Source organism: Shewanella sp. Shew256 (assembly GCF_002196695.1).
Taxonomy (GTDB): Bacteria; Pseudomonadota; Gammaproteobacteria; order Enterobacterales; family Shewanellaceae; genus Shewanella; species Shewanella mangrovisoli.
Genome location: NZ_NAJR01000014.1, coordinates 53,454 through 75,612 on the forward strand (window position 1 = coordinate 53,454; position 22,159 = coordinate 75,612).

General features: G+C 49.7%; 26 protein-coding genes. 10 read left to right on the forward strand and 16 right to left on the reverse strand.

The annotated features are described in order from the left end of the window. Position 1: 1 nt before the first annotated feature. The 3 genes from B5P39_RS20010 to B5P39_RS20020 all read right to left on the reverse strand — a co-directional run bounded on the left by B5P39_RS20010 (position 2) and on the right by B5P39_RS20020 (position 2,402). Positions 2-733, reverse strand: coding sequence for a hypothetical protein (locus B5P39_RS20010; RefSeq protein ID WP_176400012.1), 732 nt, complete (start codon positions 731-733; stop codon positions 2-4). Between the two features lie 128 nt (positions 734-861). Beyond that, positions 862-1,875, reverse strand: coding sequence for a DUF3137 domain-containing protein (locus B5P39_RS20015; protein WP_088212721.1), 1,014 nt, complete (start codon positions 1,873-1,875; stop codon positions 862-864). A gap of 92 nt (positions 1,876-1,967) precedes the next feature. Continuing rightward, positions 1,968-2,402, reverse strand: coding sequence for a hypothetical protein (locus B5P39_RS20020; protein ID WP_088212722.1), 435 nt, complete (start codon positions 2,400-2,402; stop codon positions 1,968-1,970). Between the two features lie 363 nt (positions 2,403-2,765). Here B5P39_RS20020 and mtnC point away from each other — a divergent pair, with 363 nt between their 5' ends. Beyond that, a complete protein-coding gene (gene mtnC / locus B5P39_RS20025; protein ID WP_088212748.1) occupies positions 2,766-3,446 on the forward strand; it encodes an acireductone synthase in 681 nt (226 codons plus the stop codon). Between the two features lie 65 nt (positions 3,447-3,511). On the opposite strand, the gene B5P39_RS20030 is transcribed toward mtnC, so the two are convergent. From B5P39_RS20030 to B5P39_RS20040, 3 genes are all read right to left on the reverse strand, one after another. Further along, positions 3,512-3,907 carry a GFA family protein gene (locus tag B5P39_RS20030; RefSeq protein WP_088212723.1) on the reverse strand — a complete coding sequence of 132 codons (396 nt, stop codon included), beginning with the start codon at positions 3,905-3,907 and terminating at the stop codon, positions 3,512-3,514. Positions 3,908-3,923: 16 nt separating this feature from the next. Further along, entirely contained in the window at positions 3,924-4,502 is a 579-nt protein-coding gene (locus tag B5P39_RS20035; protein ID WP_088212724.1) for an NAD(P)H-dependent oxidoreductase, read from the reverse strand. Between the two features lie 71 nt (positions 4,503-4,573). Next, positions 4,574-4,927 (reverse strand): MerR family transcriptional regulator, encoded by a 354-nt coding sequence (locus tag B5P39_RS20040; protein ID WP_088212725.1) that lies wholly within the window; start codon positions 4,925-4,927, stop codon positions 4,574-4,576. A gap of 182 nt (positions 4,928-5,109) precedes the next feature. On the opposite strand from B5P39_RS20040, the gene B5P39_RS20045 reads away from it, so the two are divergent. The 4 genes from B5P39_RS20045 (at position 5,110) to B5P39_RS25050 (ending at position 6,603) form a co-directional block, all read left to right on the forward strand. Continuing rightward, positions 5,110-5,538 carry an acyl-CoA thioesterase gene (locus tag B5P39_RS20045; protein ID WP_088212726.1) on the forward strand — a complete coding sequence of 143 codons (429 nt, stop codon included), beginning with the start codon at positions 5,110-5,112 and terminating at the stop codon, positions 5,536-5,538. A 59-nt stretch (positions 5,539-5,597) separates the two neighbouring features. Next, positions 5,598-5,861: a GNAT family N-acetyltransferase gene (locus tag B5P39_RS20050; protein ID WP_088212727.1), complete on the forward strand. Its 264-nt coding sequence runs from the start codon at positions 5,598-5,600 to the stop codon at positions 5,859-5,861. Positions 5,862-5,910: 49 nt separating this feature from the next. Beyond that, the gene (locus B5P39_RS25045) at positions 5,911-6,204 is read left to right on the forward strand and encodes a hypothetical protein (RefSeq protein ID WP_254915826.1); all 294 of its coding nucleotides are present in this window, start codon (positions 5,911-5,913) and stop codon (positions 6,202-6,204) included. An 81-nt stretch (positions 6,205-6,285) separates the two neighbouring features. Continuing rightward, the gene (locus B5P39_RS25050) at positions 6,286-6,603 is read left to right on the forward strand and encodes a hypothetical protein (RefSeq protein ID WP_254915827.1); all 318 of its coding nucleotides are present in this window, start codon (positions 6,286-6,288) and stop codon (positions 6,601-6,603) included. A gap of 54 nt (positions 6,604-6,657) precedes the next feature. Here B5P39_RS25050 and B5P39_RS20060 read toward each other — a convergent pair whose 3' ends face one another. The 7 genes from B5P39_RS20060 to B5P39_RS20090 form a co-directional block, all read right to left on the reverse strand. Next, the gene (locus B5P39_RS20060; protein WP_037416221.1) at positions 6,658-7,206 is read right to left on the reverse strand and encodes an HPP family protein; all 549 of its coding nucleotides are present in this window, start codon (positions 7,204-7,206) and stop codon (positions 6,658-6,660) included. 118 nt (positions 7,207-7,324) lie between these two features. Continuing rightward, entirely contained in the window at positions 7,325-7,735 is a 411-nt protein-coding gene (locus B5P39_RS20065; protein ID WP_088212728.1) for an acyl-CoA thioesterase, read from the reverse strand. A 108-nt stretch (positions 7,736-7,843) separates the two neighbouring features. Beyond that, positions 7,844-10,333, reverse strand: a complete 2,490-nt coding sequence (locus tag B5P39_RS20070; RefSeq protein ID WP_088212729.1) for a toxin-antitoxin system YwqK family antitoxin — start codon at positions 10,331-10,333, stop codon at positions 7,844-7,846. A gap of 140 nt (positions 10,334-10,473) precedes the next feature. After that, positions 10,474-12,267: an AMP-dependent synthetase/ligase gene (locus tag B5P39_RS20075; RefSeq protein ID WP_088212730.1), complete on the reverse strand. Its 1,794-nt coding sequence runs from the start codon at positions 12,265-12,267 to the stop codon at positions 10,474-10,476. A gap of 128 nt (positions 12,268-12,395) precedes the next feature. Further along, complete coding sequence (locus B5P39_RS20080; RefSeq protein WP_088212731.1) at positions 12,396-13,706, reverse strand: ABC transporter permease; 1,311 nt, start codon at positions 13,704-13,706, stop codon at positions 12,396-12,398. Beyond that, complete coding sequence (locus B5P39_RS20085; protein WP_088212732.1) at positions 13,703-14,566, reverse strand: ABC transporter ATP-binding protein; 864 nt, start codon at positions 14,564-14,566, stop codon at positions 13,703-13,705. Before B5P39_RS20085 ends, B5P39_RS20080 begins: the two co-directional genes overlap by 4 nt. A 46-nt stretch (positions 14,567-14,612) precedes the next feature. Then, complete coding sequence (locus tag B5P39_RS20090) at positions 14,613-14,978, reverse strand: GntR family transcriptional regulator (RefSeq protein WP_088212733.1); 366 nt, start codon at positions 14,976-14,978, stop codon at positions 14,613-14,615. Between the two features lie 92 nt (positions 14,979-15,070). Between B5P39_RS20090 and B5P39_RS20095 the strand changes: the two genes are divergently transcribed. The 4 genes from B5P39_RS20095 to B5P39_RS20110 all read left to right on the forward strand — a co-directional run bounded on the left by B5P39_RS20095 (position 15,071) and on the right by B5P39_RS20110 (position 18,953). Further along, positions 15,071-16,678, forward strand: coding sequence for an alpha/beta hydrolase (locus B5P39_RS20095; RefSeq protein ID WP_088212734.1), 1,608 nt, complete (start codon positions 15,071-15,073; stop codon positions 16,676-16,678). 2 nt (positions 16,679-16,680) lie between these two features. Continuing rightward, positions 16,681-17,415, forward strand: coding sequence for an ABC transporter ATP-binding protein (locus tag B5P39_RS20100; RefSeq protein ID WP_088212735.1), 735 nt, complete (start codon positions 16,681-16,683; stop codon positions 17,413-17,415). 88 nt (positions 17,416-17,503) lie between these two features. Continuing rightward, a complete protein-coding gene (locus B5P39_RS20105) occupies positions 17,504-18,643 on the forward strand; it encodes an ABC transporter permease (RefSeq protein ID WP_088212736.1) in 1,140 nt (379 codons plus the stop codon). 49 nt (positions 18,644-18,692) lie between these two features. Continuing rightward, a complete protein-coding gene (locus tag B5P39_RS20110; protein WP_088212737.1) occupies positions 18,693-18,953 on the forward strand; it encodes a hypothetical protein in 261 nt (86 codons plus the stop codon). Positions 18,954-18,956: 3 nt separating this feature from the next. Here the strand turns inward: B5P39_RS20110 and B5P39_RS20115 are convergent, their stop codons facing one another. Next, the gene (locus tag B5P39_RS20115; protein WP_088212749.1) at positions 18,957-20,000 is read right to left on the reverse strand and encodes a GlxA family transcriptional regulator; all 1,044 of its coding nucleotides are present in this window, start codon (positions 19,998-20,000) and stop codon (positions 18,957-18,959) included. A 151-nt stretch (positions 20,001-20,151) separates the two neighbouring features. Here B5P39_RS20115 and B5P39_RS20120 point away from each other — a divergent pair, with 151 nt between their 5' ends. After that, positions 20,152-20,370 carry a hypothetical protein gene (locus B5P39_RS20120; RefSeq protein WP_011620903.1) on the forward strand — a complete coding sequence of 73 codons (219 nt, stop codon included), beginning with the start codon at positions 20,152-20,154 and terminating at the stop codon, positions 20,368-20,370. 33 nt (positions 20,371-20,403) lie between these two features. On the opposite strand, the gene mog is transcribed toward B5P39_RS20120, so the two are convergent. Both mog and B5P39_RS20130 read right to left on the reverse strand, forming a co-directional pair. Continuing rightward, the gene (gene mog / locus B5P39_RS20125) at positions 20,404-20,937 is read right to left on the reverse strand and encodes a molybdopterin adenylyltransferase (RefSeq protein WP_006083754.1); all 534 of its coding nucleotides are present in this window, start codon (positions 20,935-20,937) and stop codon (positions 20,404-20,406) included. Positions 20,938-21,142: 205 nt separating this feature from the next. Continuing rightward, the gene (locus tag B5P39_RS20130) at positions 21,143-22,102 is read right to left on the reverse strand and encodes a carbohydrate kinase family protein (protein WP_086902922.1); all 960 of its coding nucleotides are present in this window, start codon (positions 22,100-22,102) and stop codon (positions 21,143-21,145) included. Positions 22,103-22,159 lie beyond the last annotated feature (57 nt).

Below are 22,159 nucleotides of genomic sequence, written 5' to 3' on the forward strand. Positions count from 1 at the left end.
GTTAATCCGCAAAGCGACGCTGATACTTGCCGCTTAAATAGCGGATCACCACAAAACCGACAACACCTGGTAGTGTCCACGACAACAGACGCAAATTGCCATGGTCGATAAACAAACGGCTGCCACCAAAGGCGAAAAAGGCGGTGTAACAAGCGATACCCGAGCCAATCATGGCGCCTAAATGCTCAATCCACCATTCTAATTTGGTCAGGGTCGCCTTAAAGCTATAACGCAGGAATCCCGCCCCAACCATTGTGCCTAACAGGCCGAAAATCACCGCGAGGATCAGCTTTTCTTGGTATCCCCATAGCGCCATCACAGGGCCAAGTAGCGTTAAGCTCAGCATTAATAACAAATGCAGCGGCGATTTTAATAACTGACGCTGCACCTTATAACGCAGAACTAACACGCCATGCCTCACGGTCACTAGAGTTAACAAGCTGATATAGATGAGAAATATCCAAGCATTTTGACGATCCGCAATCTGCGCTGCTAAGGCGTCGGCACTGACAGCAGGCTGTTTAATCACGGCGAGCGGATCAATTAAGCCCGTTGTTGCCATCGCCACGCCCGTCGCCGCCACTGTGTACATGGCATAGACATAGTAACGGCCAAAACGACTGTGATTCGCGCTGCCCTTTTTCAGCATGGCAGGCATCCAAAATAACACTAATGCCAGTGCGCCCGCGGTGATATGCACAAATTGCGACAGGGTGAAAATCGTGTTCATCATCTTGCTCCATCAAAGTTTGAAGCTTGATAGTAACGAGCACGGGGAGTCACCCATAAGTGCCAAAAGTCATGTTTTAAGCTGCCGCATAAAGCAGCCACAGTATGTGGCTGCTATTGAGGTGACTGTTGCTATAACCCGGTATGCTTATCAAGTTTTAAAGTATCGATGATCGAGAAGGTATAACCTAACTCGGTGAACATCTGCTCGATATTGAGCTTAAAATCGATGGGGCGATCTAAATCGAGTTGATTGATAAAGAAATGGTGTTTTGTCGGGATCTTAATCAGCAATTGTTTTTGATAGAAACAGGCTTCAACCTCGGCATTTAGCTCGCGACCTAAGGCCAAGAGATTCTCCATCATCAAGGGATTGAGTAAGTAGCGCGCCTCGACTTGGTCGCTGCTATACACCTCAAAACAACGCTCAAAACGCACATCCTCAAGCTTGACCCGCGACAGCTTTGTCTTAAACCCCTCAATACGATTTTTTAAACTGCCCTTATCCGTGACTAACAAGGTCGTGCCGTTGAATCGCTTAGGAATATTGCACACCAGTAGCACACCATTGAAGATGGTCTCTCGCTCAACCGAGCCATTATTGTTCGATTTAGTGTTGTAAGCATCGACCTCATAAAACTGGAACGGCACCTTGTTATAGGTTCCCTTAAGGCAATTTTGCGCATACTGTTTATCGGTTTTAGGCAGCAGCCCCAACTCCAGAAAGGTTGAGAAATCCACCTTAGGCTCCCTCGTTAACACATAATCATTGCCGAAGTACTTGAGACTAATGGGATAGAGTTTTTCAAAAGCGGCATTATAGAGTTCATTGCTTTCCTTTCCCGAGGCAATCGCCACTAACGCTATCACGGGAGTCGGCAGAAACGCGCCAATCATCAAAGGCACAAAATAATCCATAGGCACCAGCATAAACTGGACCCCGAGCAACCCGGCGAAGGCGCCCAAAATCACCGTGATGCATAGGTAGTAGATTGGGGTAGTGAACTTGGCATTTTCACGCCGCCTCTGGTTCACGCCTTCACGTTTTGCTTCAAACGGTGCGCATTTAGGGGCGATTTTTTGTTTGTAATACTTCTGAAAGGGAATACGGTGATCTTCGGGAATATCAAATTCAATCGAACTCATTGGCTCCTACTCTTACGACTCAAATCCATTTAGGGCAATGATTTTACGGATTTTATTCCAGCAAGGCCAGTTTAAGGTCAACAAATGACCGATTAAGCCCGAGCCAGCCTACGACCACGGCGCTGCAATAAGCCAAAAATAATCAGCACTCCAAAGGTGGCACTAAAGAGGGTTAAGGCTCTGGCTACGCCGTAAAAATCCGTGAGATTAAAGGAAACCCCATCCGCCCACAGCACTAAGGAACCTAAGGGTAATTGCATCGCCACCGCTGCGTACCAATCGAATGGCAATCGAGGAAAAAGTCGCTGATAGCTAAATAACATCAGCCCAGAGAGCAGCAATAATAAGCCCGCATCATGGGCACCTAACCCCAGATAAACCGGGCTAGTGTGGCTAAGGTTATCGACGCTTCCGAGCAAGGCGTACATATAGCCCGCCGTTGCAACCAGTGCAAAACTCACAAAGCTCAATACCGCCAACAGAATACCTAAGCCAAATGCGGGTAAATATTTCATAAACAGTCTCATCAGTGCGGAGCGCGCTCGACCTCATCCATAAAACCCTAAAGGGGAACAAATTCAGTCGAAAGATAGTAAAGCTACAATAACAGCCAAAATTTCCCTTAGCTATTAAGACCATAGTCTTATGCTGGCAACAAACTGTGGGATCATAAACAGCCTAATTCTCCCGACTAAATCCAGTATTTCATCCATATCCACTAGATAAGCCTCTAAAATTCCTCATTTAATTAAGTTTCAGTCGAATAGCTGAGTGATATGGTGCACAATCTCCCACGGTCTAAGGGCGAAATCCACTAGCCAATTACCCCAATAACGCTTAGGATCGGGGTTGCATTTTTTAGCCAACATATTGTGGAGTATCAAAACATTATGGGTATCAGAGCCATAGTCGTAGACACAGCAGGCACCACGACAGACCTAACCTTTATCCAAGATGTACTATTCCCCTACTCTGTCAAAGCCTTACCAGACTTTTTAGCGCAGAACCAACACAATGTCTTGGTGGAAAACTGTATCTGCGACACCCGAGATATCGCCCTCGAACCCGATGCCGATTTAGCCCGCGTGACTGAAATTTTGCAGCAATGGGTGTATGAAGACCGCAAAGTGACCCCACTCAAAACCCTACAGGGTTTAATTTGGAAGCAAGGTTACGCCCATGGCGAATTTACAGGCCATATCTTCCCCGACTTTATCGAAGCGGTTAGCCGTTTTAGCGCGCAAAAACTGCGTATTTACAGCTTCTCTTCGGGTTCAGTTGAAGCCCAAAAACTGCTGTTCAGCCACAGTGATGGCGGCGATTTAACCGAGCTGTTTAGCGGCCATTTTGATACCCGTACCGGTAACAAATTAGATAAACAAGCCTACGCCAACATACTCAACACCATCAGCCTAAGTCCTAAGCAAGTGCTGTTTGTGTCTGACGTGGTTGAAGAGCTTAAAGCCGCCGAAGCCGCTGGCATGATGACCTGCCAAATGGTGCGCGACAGCAAACAACGCACGGGTGATTTTCGCACTATCAAGAGTTTCGATGAGCTAGTCATCGAGTAACACCGACACTGCACACAAAAAGCGACCCTAGGGTCGCTTTTTGTTTATCAGGCAGGCAACAAAACCTACCTATCCGCAGGGTGATTCACCCCATCGCAAACGGGCACATCACCTAATTCATAGGGATTCACGCCTTCGAGGCAACCAAGGTTATAGCCATATTCATTGGGATTAGAGCGCCTTTGATGATGGGTATAGATACCGCACACAGAGCAGAAGTAATGTTTGGCGGTTTTGGTATTAAATTCGTAGCACTTTAATACGTTCTCGCCTTTGATAATCTTCAATCCCGCCAGCGGCACTGAGCCGACGATAGCCCCCTTGCGCCGACAGATTGAGCAATCACAACGCCTCGGCTTTTCAATGCCATTGGGCAGCGATAACTCCAATACCACGGCGCCACAATGGCAACTGGCGAGATGCTTGGCTTGGATCTGAGTATTGCCAACGTGTTTAATCACTTAAGCTCCTTATTGATTAACGCCCCAACCTGCCTTGCCGTTCAACTTGCGCTTGCCAGTTTTGCACTTGCAGCGCCTTGGCATTAATCACAGGCCCCAGCATTTGGCTCTTAGCGCGCTTAAAGCCACTAAAGACTAAGGTCGCGATATCTAATTGCTTTAGGGCGGGTGCGCCTTGGAACCACTTGTAATACCAAGGCGGCGTATCCATGGTCATGATAATGCGTGAGGTTTTCCCCTTGAGCAGTCGATTGGGAAAGGTTTTCCCCTGCTGGTACTGAAAGGCAAAACCGGGTAAAAATGTTCGGTCAATTAATCCTTTAAACTTGGCGGGTACGCTGCCCCACCAAATGGGCACCACAATCACAACATGCTCAGCCCAGAGAATAGCCTGTTGAAAGCGTTGCAGATCCGCCTCTAAGGGCTGTTGTTGATGGTATCCCTGCGCCAGATTAGGCTCAAATTCTAACTCGCTAAGTTTTAATAGGCGCACCGAATACGACTCGCTCGCAGCCTTGGCGTAAGTGTCGGCTAAATGTTCACACAGGCTATCGGGTTTGGGATGCCCAGAAACCACCAGTATCTTTTTTGTCATAGTAAAAACCTTGAGTATTCAATATGACAACAGCTTAAGCTCTGCCCCTAGGGGCAGAGTCAAGCCCGCAATTACGCGCGGGATTCGCAGGTATCCAAACCATCAATACAGGCATCGAGCCTGACTAATTTATCTTCTAATTCGCTAATCTGCCGTAGGAAATCAGCTTTGATATGCAATAAAAACTGCTGCACAGACTCAAGCTGCGCCGCCTGTTCACCCTCGGTAAACAAGTCTTTAAGTTGCGAGAGTTTGATACCTAAGGTTTTAGCCTCTTTGATCAGCAATAACTGCTTTATATCGGTTGCGCTATAAGTGCGATAACGCCCCTTACGGATCGGCGCACTGATCAATCCACACTCCTCGTAGAGACGAATCGCCTTGATAGACAGGCCAGTTTGCTTCGCCACAGCACCAATATACATAGTATTTAATCCATTAAAATAATTGAAAAAATCATCATAAATCTGCCGCCCTTTGCCAGCATATCACCACGCTTTAGGCTTGTCGCTCGCACTTTATACTGCTAGTCTGGCTTCTTAAACGAGCGTTTTAACTAGAGCTTTTGACTATGAGTAATGCAATGGAAAGTCCAACACTAAGTCCAATGGAAAAGTTTCTCGCACAGCACCCTATAGTGACCGAAATCCCCGTGGCTTGGGGCGAAATGGATGCGCTGCAACACGTCAACAATGTGGTCTATTTCCGTTATTTTGAAACCGCACGTATCGACTTTTTCAACCGTCTCTTTCCACTCGATGCCCTGTATAAATCGGGTGTCGGTCCTGTTATTAGCGAAAATCAGGCCCGCTATAAACGCCCTGTAACCTTCCCCGATACGCTATTGGTCAGTGTGAGTATCAGCGATATTCAAAGTGACAGATTTACCATGCATTATCAGGCATTTAGTAAACAGCAACAGGCAATTACGACCTTAGGTACTTCGGTCGCTGTAATGTTTAACTTTAAAACGGGTCAAAAAGTCGAGCTTCCCACGGAATTACTCACCATTCTTAAACAACACGAGCAAGCTTAAGCTACCGAGTCTATGGCGACATTGCCATAACACTTTAGGCCAAATCAGAGGGAGGCTGTATGTCAGAAAAAGCGCCAATAGAAGCCGCCGTTGAGCATCAACAGGATAAACAACGCTTTGTGATCCCAGTGGACGGGCATGAGGCCGTGCTGGAATACCGACTCAATGGCCAGCACATCGATTTTAATCGAACCTTTGTACCCGACGAGCTACGCGGCAAAGGCCTTGCCGAACGTTTAGTTCGCCATGGCCTGAAATGGGCCAAAGCCCAAGATTTTGAGATAGAAGCCAGCTGTTGGTATGTGCAGAAGTTTTTGAAATAACTAGTTTTATAACATAATCAATGATATCGCCGCAAAGGAATGCTGCAACATGAACCTAACTCGAGTTTGCCAGGGTTTACTGCTTGTCAGCCTAACTCTCATATCCGATTGCCAACAACGCCAAGCCATTTTGATTACTCAAGGTGTTGAGCAAGTTAAGATACAAGCCATTAAAACGGCCTTGATACAATTCGGTTGGCAGGTGAGTCAAAGCCCGATTGCTATTCCGGTGGAATTTCCAAATGCCGTAATCGCCACCAATCCGGCTTTTCGCGATACCCAAGCCATAGCGGAAATTGAAAACATCCTAAAAGGCCAGGGTTTTACCGAGCCAGCAATCTAAAAATTTGCCGAAGGTAAACACTTTTTCAGCACGAATAATGTCGGTATTTACTTACGCGACAGCACACAAGCTTTACACTCTTTGCCGCCATCTTTTATCAGAACAGAGCATTGCAGTGCTGGTGATGCAACCCTGAATCTTACGCCACAAGGCCAAGTCGTACTCGAATACGAAAAACCGACCAACAATAACTTTGAGCTAGAGCAGCACATTGGAACTTGGTTTTTTGATGGAGAACAACTCAAGGTTCGATTAAATCATACTCAACAAGCGTTTCAGCTCACTCACGAACAAAGAGAAACATGGCGCGGCCCTAGCCCTGCCGAAATCTACACGCCAATCCAAAACTCTGATTTTAAAGTACTTAACTGTACCTTCTTGCTTATCTATCTAGAGTAGATCCTTAAGCCGCATCCGAGTTTAAGGATTTATTTTGACTTGTACTGTACAGAGCTAAATCCAATACACTGGATAGTGGCGCTTGGGATCGGTGGAGAGATTATTCACGACCAGCGCCACCAGCAATAGCAGTAGTGAGCCGAGAAAGACTGGCATCAAGGCATAGAGAAACCCGAGTTGATGCACGTTCTCGCCGCCAATCACGGCAATTAATGCCGTTGCGCCGCCCGGAGGGTGCAGCGTGCGAGTTAAATACATCAATGCGATGGCAAGTGATACCGCTAACGCACTCGCGAGCACCATATAGTCGGCAAATACTTGATACACAGCCACACCAATCAGTGCCGATAACACACTGCCGCCAATCAAGTTACGTGGCTGAGAAAACTCTGCCAGCGGCGCACCATAGACTAATACCGCCGACGCCCCAAATGAGCCAATCACAAACATGGTGCCGAGTAGATTATCGCCCATATAAGTGGCGAGACTGGCGACTAGATAAATGCCACAAAAGGCCCCTACCCATGACCAAACGATCTTTTTCAGGGGTTGTCGTGGCGGACAGATGTCCTTAGAACGCATTCGGGTGAAGTAAAATCTCATGCTAAATCCGGCCGGGAGGAATAAAGGCGCGGATAAGTGATCCGCATCACATTTGCGGCCGCCACGTTAACGTTTTCACCGCGCAATTGCAATTGTGCGGTGAAAGCGAAGATCAGACTTAAGCAGCTTCGCCGTTCAGGCTAGCTAAGATTTCACGAATATCTTCAGGGATGGGACGACTCTTCTCGCAGCTGTAGTCGTAGTGCACTAAGGTGGTTTTCACTTCGGCGGTTTTATTGCCCGCTTGCCAACAGCTTTGGGTCAGCTCGAAGCTGCTATTGCCGATACGGCTGACATAGGTTTTCACCGTCACGCTCTTGCCATAATAAGTCGGCGCGATAAAGGCCACGGTAAAGCCTGCCACTATGAGGTTCCACTGATGCAAATCCAACTCGGGATTAAAAATCTCGAAGATTGGTGTGCGCGCCGCCTCGCACCACACGGGGATCACTGTGTTGTTGATATGGCCTAGGCCATCGGTTTCGGTAAATCTTGGGTGGATTTCGAGGCTGTATTCGGTGACTGACATGCAAACTTCCCTTTTGTTGTTCTTATACTTTATATGCTGTGAATGGGATAAACGAGGCGCTTACCCTGTTTATCCCTACCAAGCCTAACAGAAATAAGAAGCGCGATGCTAGAACTGGCAGCTCGCGGTCTCTGGGGTTTGCTTGCCATTGGCATCGTATTTTTTCATACAGCCAGCCTTACCCATATCATAGATTTTTTCGTATTTGAGCTTGCCACTGCTGTCGTAGGACTTAAACACACCATGGCTTTTCGGGTTTTCTAAGTGATAGATTTTGCGCCCCTTAGTCACATGGGAAAAATCCGAGAACCCCGGTTCCTCTTGATAGATAACCCCGTTCATATAGCGCTTATGCACTACATGCTGCTCGTCGATACGCAGCATTTCGCTGGCTAACTTACCATTGCGGTCATAACAGACTTTATCCACGGCATAATTGCCGTCGAGATCCTCGATACAACTCACGGCACCATTATCAAAATACTCTCGCTGGATACCGCAGCGCGCAATGGCGTTATCCCAGAAATAGGGTTCACCGTTCCAAGTTTCGCCTTCTTGCTGGCAATAGTTCCACAAGCTCTTTAACTGGCCGTTCGGATAGAAAGTGTAATGGGGGCCAGAGAGACGGTTATTAATCAGATGACCATATTGGACGAGCGAATAGCCGCCGTCGGTAGAATAGCGGATGCTTGGGCCGTATTCCTGACCCGCTTTATAGGTCTGCAGAGACGTTAAGCGACCGTTGGAATCGAATCGATATTCTTTATCAAGCGACCCATTGGTGTAATAGCTTAATTCGGATAGTTGGCCGCCGCGATACACTCGCTGCTCACCGTCTTTAATCGAGCTAGTTTCAGCATTTTTTGCGCTTAATACGCCCTCACAATCACCTGCGTAGGGCTCTTTTCGCATCATGCATTCATCCTGCGAGGGTTTAAGTGTTACGGCGTCATTAAACTTATATTGGCTCAACTCATTCAGATCGCCGTTAGGCTCGAGCCACATTTGTGCGCCATCCAACTCGCCTTGACGATAGTTGGCAACATTGCTGACGATATTTGGCGCTGAGTACCATAGACTTTCACCGTGGAGGCGGCCCTTATCGTAATGTTTAAGGGCGAACATAAAATTATCTTTATTGAATAGCTTAGCCTCACCTTGGCGTAGGCCATTCTCATAGTTGACTTCGGTCTTATAGAGATAAGTCACTGATTGCTTTGTGGTAAAGGCATCGTTCTCATCGGGCGTTCGAATATAGACCCAAGTACCTGAACGTTTACCATCGAGGTAGCGGCCTTCACCGGTTTGAAAGCGATAATCCCCTTGGGTGACCTTTTCCACCCAAGCGCCTTGTTTCACACCCTTTTGGTATTGGCCTTTGCTGCCATCGGACTCAAGCCACTCACCATCTTTAACGCCATTGAGATAAATGCCCTTTTCGGACAACTTTTTCGCGCCTTCGGTGCTGGAATCGTAATCTGGGGTATAGATTTCACTCGGGCCATCGGGCAAGCCCTTGTTGTAGTGAATAAAGCCGTAGTTATCGGCGTCATCCATAATGGACTGCAACACCCATTTGCCCTGTTTCTTACCGTCGAGGTACTCGCCTACCCAGTAGGTTTCACGGCTGTCGGCTTCAATCCACTTACCCACTTGCTTACCCAGCTTATAGTCACCGGCATACATCACACTGCCATTGCGGGCATCGTAGGCGGCAAAGTGACCATCCAGCTCACCCTGCACATAATGGGCTTCACTGGCAACACCAGCCCAAGTACTGCCCATACTCATGAATTCGTAAAAAGGCCCTGTTCGCGGAATTTTTTCGCTACCATTTTTAAGCCAATCGACGTCGTCGACCTCATAGCCAATGGCCACCAGCATAAAGCTGCTATCTTCTTCGACGTAGGCACTGCGATCAAAGGTTGCCACCAGACTGTATTTTCGTTCACGCCCCTCGGCATCTTTATCGGTGCGAGTCACGGGATAGCGCAGCTTGTATTCCACTGCGGTTTTTACATCCGTCGCCGTACCTTCAGAATTGCGATAGCCAATTAAAGTCGGTTTGAGCTTAGAGGTACCATCAAGAATCGCTTTGATGTCAGGTTCTTGGACGCCCTCAGCCTCATAGGTCATACGGTACTGCTGCGGTGGTAACTGGCTTAATACTTTGCGAACGCCGCCGACGGTAAAGGTGCTAATGGTGGGTGCGACTTCATCGAGTACGGCTTGCAGGCGCGGCAGTTTAGTCAACTCCTCGCCCTCAAAACCATAACCCCGCAGATGCTGGCCATCGGCATCCTTGAGCATGACGATCACCTCTTTGGTGCCGCCCTTGTCGAAGTCATAGTAAAACACCGCCACGATTTCGGCGCGGCCGTAATCGTCAATGCGCACACCTGGCGCATCGCCGTAGAGCATTTCGCCCCACACCTGTTGATCTTTTTGATAAAAATTGAGCCATTGGCCATTGGGAAGATCCACGGGACCGTGAACCATTTTGTCATATTCCGCCGCAAGTGCAGCAGGAATAACCGCAAAAGAAGAGAGCAACACCGCACCAACTGCGGCGCATAAACGACGAATCGAAAGTTCCATTTAACTATCCTTAACACCGACACCTTGCGCCTCGTGCGCACCAGTAAGCGGGGCGAATTTTAAGCGAAGTCCGATGCTTCAGGAAGTGGCTGACACAAAAAAGGCCGCAAAGCGGCCTTTTAGGATCAAAGCTTTAACAATCAATTATTGTACATAGCATTAATTTCATGGGCGTACTTGTGATAAATCATTTTGCGGCGCAATTTCAGCGTCGGGGTGATTAATCCCGCCTCCATCGAAAAGGCCTCTGGCAGCAAAGTAAACTTTTTGATTTGCTCAAAACCCGCCAACTCTTGCTGCAAATGCTTTAAGCGCTGCTCAAAATGCTCAACCACATGGCTATGACGCAGCAGCTCGATAGGTGACTCGTATTTCAAGCCCTTATCCTTGGCCCAGGCTTCGAGGGATTCAAAGGCTGGCACAATCAGCGCAGTCACATAGTTACGGGCATCGGCAATCACAGCCACTTGTTCGATAAAGGGGCAACGGCCCACAGTGCCTTCAACCCGCTGCGGTGCAATGTATTTACCGTTAGAGGTTTTCATTAGCTCTTTGATGCGGTCGGTAATAAACAAATTGCCATTAGCATCGAGTCGCCCCGCATCGCCGGTCTTCAACCAGCCATCTTCAAAGGCAGCCGCAGTGTCTTCAGGGCGATTGTAATAACCGCGCATCACGGTATCACCACGGACTAAAATCTCATCGTCCTTACCTAGCTTCACTTCGATTTCGGGCAATACTTTACCGTTCGAACCTGCAACCCGGTTATCTAAAGTATTACAGGTCACAGTCGCGTTCGTTTCCGTCATGCCGTAACCACAAAGTACAGGAATACCAATGGCATGGAAGAAAGACGCTACGTTTAAATCGAGGGCGGCGCCACCGCAGGGCATAAACTTTAAGCGGCCACCGAGCACAGCCTGCAACTTACTGTAAACCAGCTTGTGCGCTAAGCGCCACTGCAAGGATAGCCACAAACCGCCCTTAGCGCGGCCTTGGCTCACCTCAAACTGACGATCGCCGACGCCCATGGCCCAAGCGAACAGTTTTTTACGGCCTTTGGCGGATTTAGCGACCTTATCCTGCACTGCGCTGTAAACCTTTTCGAGGAAACGCGGCACCACACACAGGGTATGCGGACGCACGGCACTGATGGCCTCTTTCACTCTCTGGGTGTTTTGCAGGTAAACGTTGTGGCCGCCACGGCACAGCACGTAGAAGCTCCAACCACGCTCAAACACATGGCTTAGCGGTAGGAAAGCTAACGACACATCGCCAGTGGTAAACGGCAGGATCTGATCGTGCTGACGCACAGTCGAAGCCATATTGCGGTAATCCAGCATCACGCCCTTAGGGTCGCCCGTGGTACCAGAGGTATAAATCAGGGTTAACAGATCATCGAGATTGGCATCCTTTAAGCGCTGCTCAAGCTCAGCACTCTGGCCGTATTCTTTGGCTAATAAGCTGTCTAAATGCTGATGCTGGGCGTTGTCCTGCGCCAGCTCAACACTCGCGTCGAACACAATCACATGCTCTAGGGTCGGACACTGTTTTTGCAGCTCACAGGCCAGCGCATATTGCTTAGCGTCGTCGACAAAAATCACCTTGGCCGCCGCATCATTAATGATAAAGCTAGCCTGCTCTAAGGTGCTGGTTGGGTAAATGGGTACTACAACGGCACGACTTTTCAGGGTACCTATGTCGGCGCAGGTCCATTGAGGGCAGTTTTGTGACAGGATCACGCAACGGTCTTGCACTTGTACGCCAAGTTCAATCAACACCTGTGCAATTTTATGGCTGATTTGATCGAATGCCTGCCAACTGACTTGATGCCAAGGCGCAGCCATTTCAAAACCTTCCAGCGCGATAGCCTCTTTTAATGACTGGCTTTGCTGCTGTAATAGTCGAATTACGTGATATTGTTCGAGAGACATGAGTGACTCACCTTTTAGCTTACAAGTGTACCGCTTTTGCGGCATTCTACCTGAAGGCAAGCCAAAAACTAAGAGTTTTTGCTCTAATCTTGTGCAAATGTCGCCCCAATCACGCCATTTCAGGGCAATCAGAGCCCGGTAATGTCGCCCTGCCAGAGCTTTTTGCTGCCCCAATACAGTGCGATTTGCCCAAGGATCACCAGTAAAATATTGCCCAGCGACCAATAAAACAGGCTGCCCTCATGTTGCAGCGCTGCAAGGCTAATAGACACCCAGATTGAATGCCCCACGACCACCAGCATGGTTAGGCTCACCTGTAATACGCGGCGGCACAGGCAGCCTAGCCCTAACACTAAGGCGCAGGCCCAATAAGTGCTCATCACTAAGTGCGCCAGCAAGGCCAATGTCATGTTGCCATTGAGCCAAGTGATAAACAGACTCGAGAGCAAAATGCCTATGCCGATGAAAAACAGTAATCGTTGCTGCCCACGGGCAAAGGCTTTGACTAAACCTGCACGCCCATCGAACCCCGGCAGTAATAAGAGCAATTCTGTCGCCCGAGAGCGCTGCACCCGGCTCCAGTGCACTAGCGAGCAGCCGATCACACTAAACTGCGCCAACAGCAGTAACACAGGGAAATTCCATTGCAGTTCATGGGATAACCCCCCGAGCACTATCGTCAGCACAGGGAGTAATAGCAGCAATACGGTCAGCATAGGACCGATAAAGAAGTTAACCGGATGCAGGTAGCGCTCTAATCGACTCAAGATCCGCATCGATTGCAGGCTCGGCAACCAAAACCAGCCCATCTCGAGTCCATTGAGGTACACGCTGCGCGCCTCTACTCGCCAAGGTAACACTAGGCATCGGCGCCAAATCAAGGCGGCTAATACAAACAACACGGCTAAACTCAGCCACAGCGGCACTTGCTCGGCCAAATCGCTGGAAAATGGCACTAAAATAAACAGTAAAAATGAGCTGTAAAACCACTGGGTTTGCAACAAACACAACAGAATGAAGCCTAGGCTTATCCCTTGCGCAAAGACCAGTAATGACAGGCTCGAGGTGAAGTCATACAACACACAAAGCAGCACGGCTAAGCTAAATACACCGATAAGCATCACTTCGCATTGGATAAACACATTCTGTCGATAACGGGGAATTAATATCGAACACTCATTGGCCATCAAACGAATAAGCTGCCAAGCCACGGCCGCCGAAGTCGAAACGACAGCCATGGCAACGAAGATATCGAAACTCTCTTTCTGTCCCGCCCATCCAGCCAAGATACTCAGCACTAAGCCAAATATGCCTGTACCGAGAAAACTCACACTGCCGACATCAAACAACCACAGGCGCAGCATGCCGTTAAAGGGATTAATCGAATGGTGCGTCCCCAGTTTTTCAGGTACTTGAACTAAGGGTTTAGCGGCACTCATTTGTGCAGCTCCACAAAGAGTTGCTCCAAATTCAGCGCCTCACTGCGCAGCACACCGGGCAGATTAAGCTCAATATCGCCCCTGTCCACCAGCACAGAATCACCATCACGGCTGAGGATACGCACCTGCTCCGGCAACTCGGCACCGTCCGCTAGCTTAACGAGTCGCACCTCTTCCCGCAGGGCATCTATCTCCTTAAACAGCACTAACTCGCCCTGCTTAATCAGGGCGACATGGCTCGCGACCCGTTCTAAATCTGAGGTGATATGGGATGAGAACAACACGGCCGAGCCGGATTCGAGGGCCAAGTCGAACAAATCGACCATAAACTTGCGCCTGACTATCGGGTCGAGGCTGGCCACGGGTTCATCGAGGATCAGCAACTCGGGGCGATAGGCCATCGCCATGATCAAAGCTAAGGATTGGCGCTGACCAACGGACAAGCGTTGTACCTGTTGAGTCACATCTAATTCGAAACGGGCGAGCCAATCCTGCTCTAGCTGCATGTCCCAGTGGGGATAAAAACTGCGGTGCAAATCGAGGGCGCGCTCAACGGTAAAACCTTCATAACCAAAGGGTTGCTGCGGAACATAGCCTAAGCGTTCCTTAGCGGCAGAAGAAAGCTGCTCCGGCGTTTCGCCTAAGGTGCGGATTTCACCCGAATCCGGCGAGAGGATCCCCAGAGCGCAGCGCATTAGGGTCGATTTACCCGCACCGTTTTGTCCCAATAGACCCACCACCATACCGGCCGATAAACGTAAGGTCAGATCCTTGAGCGCACGTTTTTCGCTGGCACCTTTGCCGCGAAACACTTTGTTTACGTTAGAAAACGTTAGTATTGGGGTACAGTCTTGGTCCATCGAATTGCGTCCTTTTTATTCTCGTTTTCGCTTAGCTCGACTCAGGCTACCAGCGCTCATTAATCAATTGCAGTAACTCGGGCAGACTCACGCCCAGCTGCTTTGCCTGTGCCAGCAGCGCATCTAATTGCGGCTCGAGCAGACTCACGCCCGACTCCATCGCCTCACTGCGCGCGGCGACCCTAGTCGCCTGACCACGGCGGCGCTCAAGCCAACCTTGATCGACCAATTGCTGAATCGCGCGGGACACCGTCATCGGATTAACCGCAAGATATTCAGCAATTTGGCGCACTGAGGGTAATACGTCTTCCTCTTGCAGTTGGCCGCCCACAATCAAGCGCACGATTTGCTCGTGTAATTGCTTGTAAATTGGCTCACCACTGCTGGGGTTGACATTTAAAAGTTCTAACATTAGCCTTTACACACTGTATTAATACATTGATACACCGATACACTGTATTTAAAGTAACACACTCATCCTGAAATGCAAAAAGGAAAGCGCTCATGATAGATAGCATGATCCACAGGAAGTCCCATAATGCCAGCGCTGACGTGGCAATGAAGCGCATTGATACGCGCCAGCACTCGGGCAAGTTAAGCAAAAGCATCATCAGTTTGAGTGCGCTGATGCTCGCCATGGGTAGCGCCACGGCTTGGGCGAGCGACAACTCAGTAAAGCCCACTGAATCCGCCAACACCTGTTATGTGGAGGGCGTGTCGGACCGCTTAAACTGCGGCTTTGTCACTGTGCCGGAAAACCCTAATAAGCCCGATGGCAAACAGATCCAAGTGCATTATGTGGTCTTGCCCGCAGTGAAAAACGTCAACCACGAAGAGGCCTTACTGGCGATCGCCGGCGGCCCAGGTCAATCGGCCATAGATAACGCGGCAGGCTTCGATAGCATGCTGAACAAAGTGCGCCAACAGCGCGATATTCTGCTTATCGATCAACGGGGCACTGGCCGCTCGAATCCACTGAACTGCAACTCAGGCCCGCAATCTCCGCTCGCCATCGACGAGGATAATGTCGATACCTTGGTCGAGGCGCAAAAATGCCGCGATCAATTCCCCGATACTGACGTTACCCAATATGGCAGCCTCAATGCGGTGCAAGACTTCGAAGCCGTACGCGCCAAGTTAGGCTATAAGAAACTGCACCTCTACGGTATCTCCTACGGCACACGTATGGCGCAGCTCTATATGCGCTTATATCCCGAGCACTTAGCCACAGTCACCATAGACGGCATTGTGCCCATGCAGCAGAGCGTATTGGAGATTGGCTCGGCGATTGAACGTGGCTTTGACTTGCTGTTTAAAGACTGCCAAGACACTGCCGCCTGCCATGCCGAGTTTCCTGAGCTCAAGGCCGAGTTTGACCAAGTAGTCGCTAAACTCAGCCAAGGGCCAGTGATGGAGCAAGTGCACGACCCTGTGACGGGAGAAAAGACCCTACTCACTATGACGCGCTCAAAGTTTTACGGCGCGATCCGCATGGCGCTGTATCAAACCAATGTGCGCGCCTTAGTGCCCCATGCAATTCATCAGGCCGCTAAGGGTAACTACCAACCATTACTCGGGTTATTTGCCTTAACTACGGATAATGCGGGTATGGCAATGGGCATGCACGCCTCAGTCGTCTGCGGAGAAGACATGCATCGCATCACTCCGGCGATGCGTGAACAGGCCAAAAACTCCTATGTCGGCAAAACCATGCTCGAAAGCCTCGAAACCTCGTGCTCTGTGTGGAAGGTGCCTGCGGTCGATGCCAACTTTAGCGAGCCTATCAAGAGCGATATCCCCACACTGTTGCTGTCGGGCGAAATTGACCCAGCAACTCCACCGAGCTGGGGTGAACTGGCGATGGAAAAACTCACTAACGCCAAACACTTTGTCGCGCCATACGCTACCCATGGCGTGGCCTATCAGTCCTGTGCCAATAACTTAATCGCCGAGTTAGTGCGTACTGGTTCGGTCAAAGATCTCGATGGTGAATGTTTGAAGAAGGATGTACGCCGTAGCTTCTATTTAAATGCCAGCTCGGTTGAGCCACTCGTGACCGAAGCCGCAACCCAATCAGCCAAGGATAAGCCCAGCACTGGTGCCAAGGAGTAATCATGATCAAAGTATCCCATCTTTCTAAGCGCATCGGCGAAGTGCAGGCCCTAAACGATTTGAGCTTCGTGGCCGAGAACGGCCAGATCACCGGCCTGCTCGGCCCTAATGGCGCGGGTAAAACCACCTGTTTACGCACGATTTTCGGCCTGTTAAAACCCGACACTGGCACGGCTGAAATTGAAGGTATCGACGTTACCATCGACCCGATTGGCGCTAAGCAGCAGTTAGGCTTATTCCCCGACCCGTTCGGTCTGTATGAGCGCTTAACACCGCGGGAATATATCCGTTACTTTGCCGAACTCAGCGGTTTATCCGCGAGCGATGCCAAGGCGGCCACCGACAATGTCATCGCCAAATTGCGCCTCGAAGATATCAGCGATCGCCGCTGTAAAGGCTTCTCCCAAGGGCAAAGAATGAAGACCGCACTCGCCCAGGCCATAGTCCACAGTCCGAGCAATATTATCCTCGACGAACCGACCCGTGGACTCGATGTAATGAGTACTCGTTTGCTGCGCGACATTCTTATTGACCTTAAGAATCAAGGGCATTGTGTGCTGTTTTCCAGCCATGTGATGCAGGAAGTCGCAGCATTATGCGACCAAGTGATCGTGATGGCGCAGGGTCGAGTGGTCGCCATCGGCAGCCCTGAACAGCTCTGCGCGCAAACGGGTAAGGCCTCACTCGAAGATGCCTTTATCCAGCTGATCGGTACCGATGAGGGGATTGCCGCATGATGACTCACAGCATTAACGCTCACACAAATTGCGATAACGCCTGCTTCGACCTCATGGCGAACAGACAAACTTGGGATAAGGAATAATCATGAACAAAATCATCGCAATGGTTCGCAAGGAACTGATAGACGCCGCCCGCGATAAACGCTCTGTGATGGCGGGACTCTACTACGCCATCGGCACGCCACTGATCATGTGTGGCCTGTTTATGGTGCTTATCGGCCAGCTGACCAGCCCAGACGATCTCAAAATCAACATCACTAACCCCGACAAAGCACCTGACTTAGTGAGATTTTTGTCCAACAAGGGCATTACCCAAGGTGAAGCTGGCGCTAAGGATCTGAAAGCCATCGAGCTGATTATCAGCCCCGACTATGCCAAGCAGATGAACCAAGGCAAAGGCGCCGAGATCACTATCGTGGCCGATAACTCAGAGGAAAAACTGCAAAACTCGATTCGTCGCTTAGAGAAACAGTTGCAGGCCTACAGCGCCGAAATGGGTAGCCTACGCTTAATCGCCCGTGGTATCGACCCTCGAGTGGTGCAGCCACTGAAAGTAAATGTGCATGACCAAGCCACGACCGACTCTAAGGGCGGGATGATCTTAGGCATCGCCATTTTCACTATGATTTATTCAGTGTTTATCTCGGGGATGAATCTGGCCATCGACACCAGCGCCGGTGAGCGTGAGCGCAACTCCTTGGCATTGTTACTCAGCCATCCACTGACCACACGCCAATTAGTGCTCTCTAAAATCATCGCCGTCGGCCTATTTGCCCTGCTCGGCTTAGTGTTGATTTTACTGGTGTCTAAGGTCGCCTATACCTTCGTGCCTTGGCAGGAACTCGGCTTTAGCGTCAGCATCACCAATGAGTTTATGGCGCTAATGCTGCTGGTCGGTATTCCCGTCGCGCTGATGGCCGCCTGTCTGCAATTGTTTGTGTCCTTTATGGCGAAAACCTTTAAGGAAGCCCAATCCTACCTGACCATGGTGTTGTTTGTGCCCTTAGCGCTATCGATGGCGGCCAGCTACAACATAGCGCCGGACATTCTGCAGTGGTTGCCCGTCTCGGGTCAGCAACAGGCACTGATGGATTTTATCAAAGGTAAGGACATGAGCATGCTGCAACTGCTGGTATCGACGCTCGGCACCTTAGCCATCGCCCTCGTCTTGGCGTTCGGTATGGAAAAATCCTTAAAGAGTGAAAAAGTGGTCTTCGGCTTATAACACTATCGACCCAAGGGCACTGTACGCCCTTGGGTTAAAGAGGTCAGTTATGGAAAACGAATATGTGCTGATGGTGATCATGGTGACTTTTGTGGTGGGCGTGAGTGCCACAGAAATGTTTAAGCATTATCTAAAAATCCGCCAACTGGGCGGCGGCAACGAGCGACAGCTTGAGGATAAACTCACGCAACTGAGTTTACAGAATCAAGTGCTTACCGAGCGTCTGCAAGTGCTGGAGCGCATAGTGACAGACGCAGAGAATGACACAGCCAAGAGATCTCTGGCGCAGCAGATTGATGCGCTGAAATAGCCGTTAATGCAGTTCGGCCTCGCAGCAGTTGTCGCTATCAAACTCATATTGCTGAGTATTAAAGCGCTGCCTGTAGGCCCTCGGGGTTAAGCTCGTTAGCTGAATGAATAATTTGCGAAACGAGCTGACATCCTCATAACCCACACGGGTGACCACTTCCTCTAAGCCTAAACTGGTCGTTTCCAATAGACGTTTTGCCTCATCCACCCGCAGACGCTGTACATAGCTGGCCGGAGTCTCGTTTAATGCCTTTTTAAAGCGGCGAATAAGGGTACGCTTACCTAAAGCAAATTTATCAGCAATATCATCTAGTAACAGCGGTTCGGTTAAATGATGCTGCATCCATTGCTGCACATTCCAAATCACCTCGTCCTTATGGCTCGACGTCATCAGATCCATGGTCATAAAGGGTTGTTGGGATTGGCGATTAGGATCAATCAACAGGATTTTTGCCATCTGGCTTGCTAACTGCTCACCCACCAAAATGTGCACTAAATGCAGGGCGAGGCTCATATTCGAGGTCGTCGCCCCCGCGGTATGCAGATGGCCGTCGGACACCACCAGCTTGTCCATCCGCAGGTTCACCTTGGCAAAGTGTCGCTGAAACATCTCATTCAGCCACCAGACGGTGGTCGCTTCACGCCCATCCAGCAGGCCGGAGGCCGCTAAAATCAAGGTGCCGGAGCAATAGGCCGCCAATGGTTTTCCTGAGGCAGCAAACAGCCTTAACGGTTCGAATAAGGATTCAAAATCATTGAGATAGGTTTGAAACTCGCTTTTATTGGTCACCATGGCCGAGGCCAAGATCACCGCATCGGAGTGCAGAATATCACTCGGGGTATTAAGCCCAACGGCAGGCACTTTAATACCTTGATTCGTTAGGATATCACCGCCATGACTCGACACCACTTGGCACTCAAACAAGTCTTGTTCGGCCTGTGGATTGACTCGCCGCCAATAGGTATTGCAGAAACTAAACACATCGAGAAAACCAATAATCCCGCTGGCAACCGTATTATCCGTCGCCAAAATAGTGATCCTTTTCATCCCAATGCCCTCCCCAGCCTCATCATGCATTGAGTCTAGCGCACTGGCCAAAAATGTCACTACTCACCCTAAAACTGTCAATAACGACACTTCAAACCCAATATGGGAGTTTTTAGACTGTGCTTAAATCTCCAGCACACAGGACGACACTATGACACAGCGCACCCTCAGCCAGTTTAAACGCCTGCTGGCCTTTGGCTTACTCAGCCTCATTTGGGCACTCTTGCTCTGGTTAAACTTCAGCATTGCACCCAATGCCTTCGCGCATTTTGTGGCTATCCCAGTGCTGTTTATCGCGACGGGCGTGTCGGCGCTGCTAATCACCAGCAAGCCACCAACTCCGAACAAGCCAATAAAAAACCCAAGCTAGGCTTGGGTTTATGTCATCTTGCTGTGCGGCGCGTTATTTTGCCTTAGGCCTAAAAGGCTTAATCACGGCTTCGTTACACTCGAGGTACGGCCCTTCCATCAGGTCGATGCAGTAAGGGATGGCGGGGAACACCGCATCTAAACATTCGCGGATAGATTTTGGCTTGCCCGGCAGGTTCACAATTAATGAATCCCCTCGCAAGCCCGCAGTTTGGCGCGAGAGAATCGCCGTAGGCACAAACTTTAACGACTCGGCGCGCATCAGTTCACCAAAGCCCGGCATCATGCGATCGCACACGGCCTCAGTCGCCTCAGGCGTGACATCGCGCTTGGCTGGACCAGTGCCGCCCGTGGTCACAATCAAGCAGCAATCCTGCTCATCGGCCATCTTGATCAGGGTCGCTTCAATCACATCCTGCTCGTCGGGGATCACTTGATAAATCGGCTCCCACTCGCTGGTGAGGTAATCATTGAGGGTGTCGATAATGGCCTTGCCCGAGATATCCTCATAAATCCCCGCGCTGGCACGATCGCTTACCGTAACAATCCCGATTTTTGCTTTGCTCATAGGAAATCCCCAATCATGTTGAAATAAAACCAATCGACCGAAAGCAGAGGAGAAACCTATGCTCCTTCGACTATAAGCCGCAGCTAAAATAGCATAAATGCTCGACTAATGGGGCAAGTAAAACGTGATGAAGTTCGCGCAATAGGCTCGAAAAAAAGCTAAGGCAAGCAATCACTCACCTCAGCTTGATGGTTTGCAGGAAGAGTTAACTCACCTGTGACAGTGTGGGCAACGCAGGGAAAGCGCCCTTCTGCCCACAGGTTACGGCGCCGCAACGCACCGCAAACTCAATCGCCTTGCGCAACTGTGTCTGACATGCGAGTCGATGTTTTAAGGTTAGATGCTCGAGATCAAACGCCAACTCAGAACCTAGCGCAAACAAAAAACCCGCCATAAAGCTGTCGCCCGCCGCCGTGGTATCAACGGCTTTAATTTGTGGGACTGGCACACTAAATCGTTCATTCACTGTGATGCATTGCACTGGATTGGCGCCGTCAGTAATCAAAATAACTTCAACACCTTGCGCCAAACAAAACTGCAAATAATCTTCGAAACTCTTATTCCGCGTTAATGCTAAATACTCAGCCTCTTCACGGCTCATTTTCAGCACTTGTGTGTAACGAAAACACTGCTCAACCCGCTCAGCAAGCAATGCGGTATCGGGCCAGAGCGATAAGCGCAAATTAACATCAAAACTCACTATCTTATTGAATGAATTCGCACAACGAGCGCCATAGAGACTCGCGTTAAAAATGCTCGCTTCGGTAAAGGTATTGGAGCAGAGATGAAAAATATCCATCTGTTGCCATGGAATGGCATCAAAATGGCGCGGGCTATAGCAAAGGTCGGCAGTCCCTTGGCGGTTAAACTCAAAGGTCCGTTCGCCATGCTCATCCAAATTTACCACCACAGTCGCCGTTGGCGCCTCCGGCACTTGGGTCAAGTAATCCGTTACAACCCCTTCATTCGCTAGGGCTTGTTTTAACATAGCCCCATAATCATCGGTGCTGATGCCGCCGGCAAAGTAACTCTTGCCCCCCAGTTTGGCATAACCCACAGCCACGTTTGCAGGCGCGCCGCCCGCAATGGCTTGATGGGACTTGCCGCTAATATCTGTGGGCAATAAATCCACTAACACCTCACCGAAACTGAGTAATACCGTCATATGGATCCCTTTATGTCTCTAATGGTTAAGCAAAAAGCCCATGCTTGATGGGCCTTT

Coding starts and splice junctions, on each gene's coding strand:
- B5P39_RS20050 (WP_088212727.1), top strand. CDS start 5,598: ATGTCAGAAAAAGCGCCAATAGAAGCCGCCGTTGAGCATCAACAGGAT.
- B5P39_RS20010 (WP_176400012.1), bottom strand. CDS start 733: ATGATGAACACGATTTTCACCCTGTCGCAATTTGTGCATATCACCGCG.
- B5P39_RS20100 (WP_088212735.1), top strand. CDS start 16,681: ATGATCAAAGTATCCCATCTTTCTAAGCGCATCGGCGAAGTGCAGGCC.
- B5P39_RS20090 (WP_088212733.1), bottom strand. CDS start 14,978: ATGTTAGAACTTTTAAATGTCAACCCCAGCAGTGGTGAGCCAATTTAC.
- B5P39_RS20040 (WP_088212725.1), bottom strand. CDS start 4,927: ATGTATATTGGTGCTGTGGCGAAGCAAACTGGCCTGTCTATCAAGGCG.
- B5P39_RS20085 (WP_088212732.1), bottom strand. CDS start 14,566: ATGGACCAAGACTGTACCCCAATACTAACGTTTTCTAACGTAAACAAA.
- mog (WP_006083754.1), bottom strand. CDS start 20,937: ATGAGCAAAGCAAAAATCGGGATTGTTACGGTAAGCGATCGTGCCAGC.
- B5P39_RS20120 (WP_011620903.1), top strand. CDS start 20,152: ATGACACAGCGCACCCTCAGCCAGTTTAAACGCCTGCTGGCCTTTGGC.
- B5P39_RS20060 (WP_037416221.1), bottom strand. CDS start 7,206: ATGAGATTTTACTTCACCCGAATGCGTTCTAAGGACATCTGTCCGCCA.
- B5P39_RS20035 (WP_088212724.1), bottom strand. CDS start 4,502: ATGACAAAAAAGATACTGGTGGTTTCTGGGCATCCCAAACCCGATAGC.
- B5P39_RS20070 (WP_088212729.1), bottom strand. CDS start 10,333: ATGGAACTTTCGATTCGTCGTTTATGCGCCGCAGTTGGTGCGGTGTTG.
- B5P39_RS25045 (WP_254915826.1), top strand. CDS start 5,911: ATGAACCTAACTCGAGTTTGCCAGGGTTTACTGCTTGTCAGCCTAACT.
- B5P39_RS20020 (WP_088212722.1), bottom strand. CDS start 2,402: ATGAGACTGTTTATGAAATATTTACCCGCATTTGGCTTAGGTATTCTG.
- B5P39_RS20115 (WP_088212749.1), bottom strand. CDS start 20,000: ATGAAAAGGATCACTATTTTGGCGACGGATAATACGGTTGCCAGCGGG.
- B5P39_RS20080 (WP_088212731.1), bottom strand. CDS start 13,706: ATGAGTGCCGCTAAACCCTTAGTTCAAGTACCTGAAAAACTGGGGACG.
- mtnC (WP_088212748.1), top strand. CDS start 2,766: ATGGGTATCAGAGCCATAGTCGTAGACACAGCAGGCACCACGACAGAC.
- B5P39_RS20105 (WP_088212736.1), top strand. CDS start 17,504: ATGAACAAAATCATCGCAATGGTTCGCAAGGAACTGATAGACGCCGCC.
- B5P39_RS20095 (WP_088212734.1), top strand. CDS start 15,071: ATGATAGATAGCATGATCCACAGGAAGTCCCATAATGCCAGCGCTGAC.
- B5P39_RS20045 (WP_088212726.1), top strand. CDS start 5,110: ATGGAAAAGTTTCTCGCACAGCACCCTATAGTGACCGAAATCCCCGTG.
- B5P39_RS20075 (WP_088212730.1), bottom strand. CDS start 12,267: ATGTCTCTCGAACAATATCACGTAATTCGACTATTACAGCAGCAAAGC.
- B5P39_RS20015 (WP_088212721.1), bottom strand. CDS start 1,875: ATGAGTTCGATTGAATTTGATATTCCCGAAGATCACCGTATTCCCTTT.
- B5P39_RS20065 (WP_088212728.1), bottom strand. CDS start 7,735: ATGTCAGTCACCGAATACAGCCTCGAAATCCACCCAAGATTTACCGAA.
- B5P39_RS20130 (WP_086902922.1), bottom strand. CDS start 22,102: ATGACGGTATTACTCAGTTTCGGTGAGGTGTTAGTGGATTTATTGCCC.
- B5P39_RS20110 (WP_088212737.1), top strand. CDS start 18,693: ATGGAAAACGAATATGTGCTGATGGTGATCATGGTGACTTTTGTGGTG.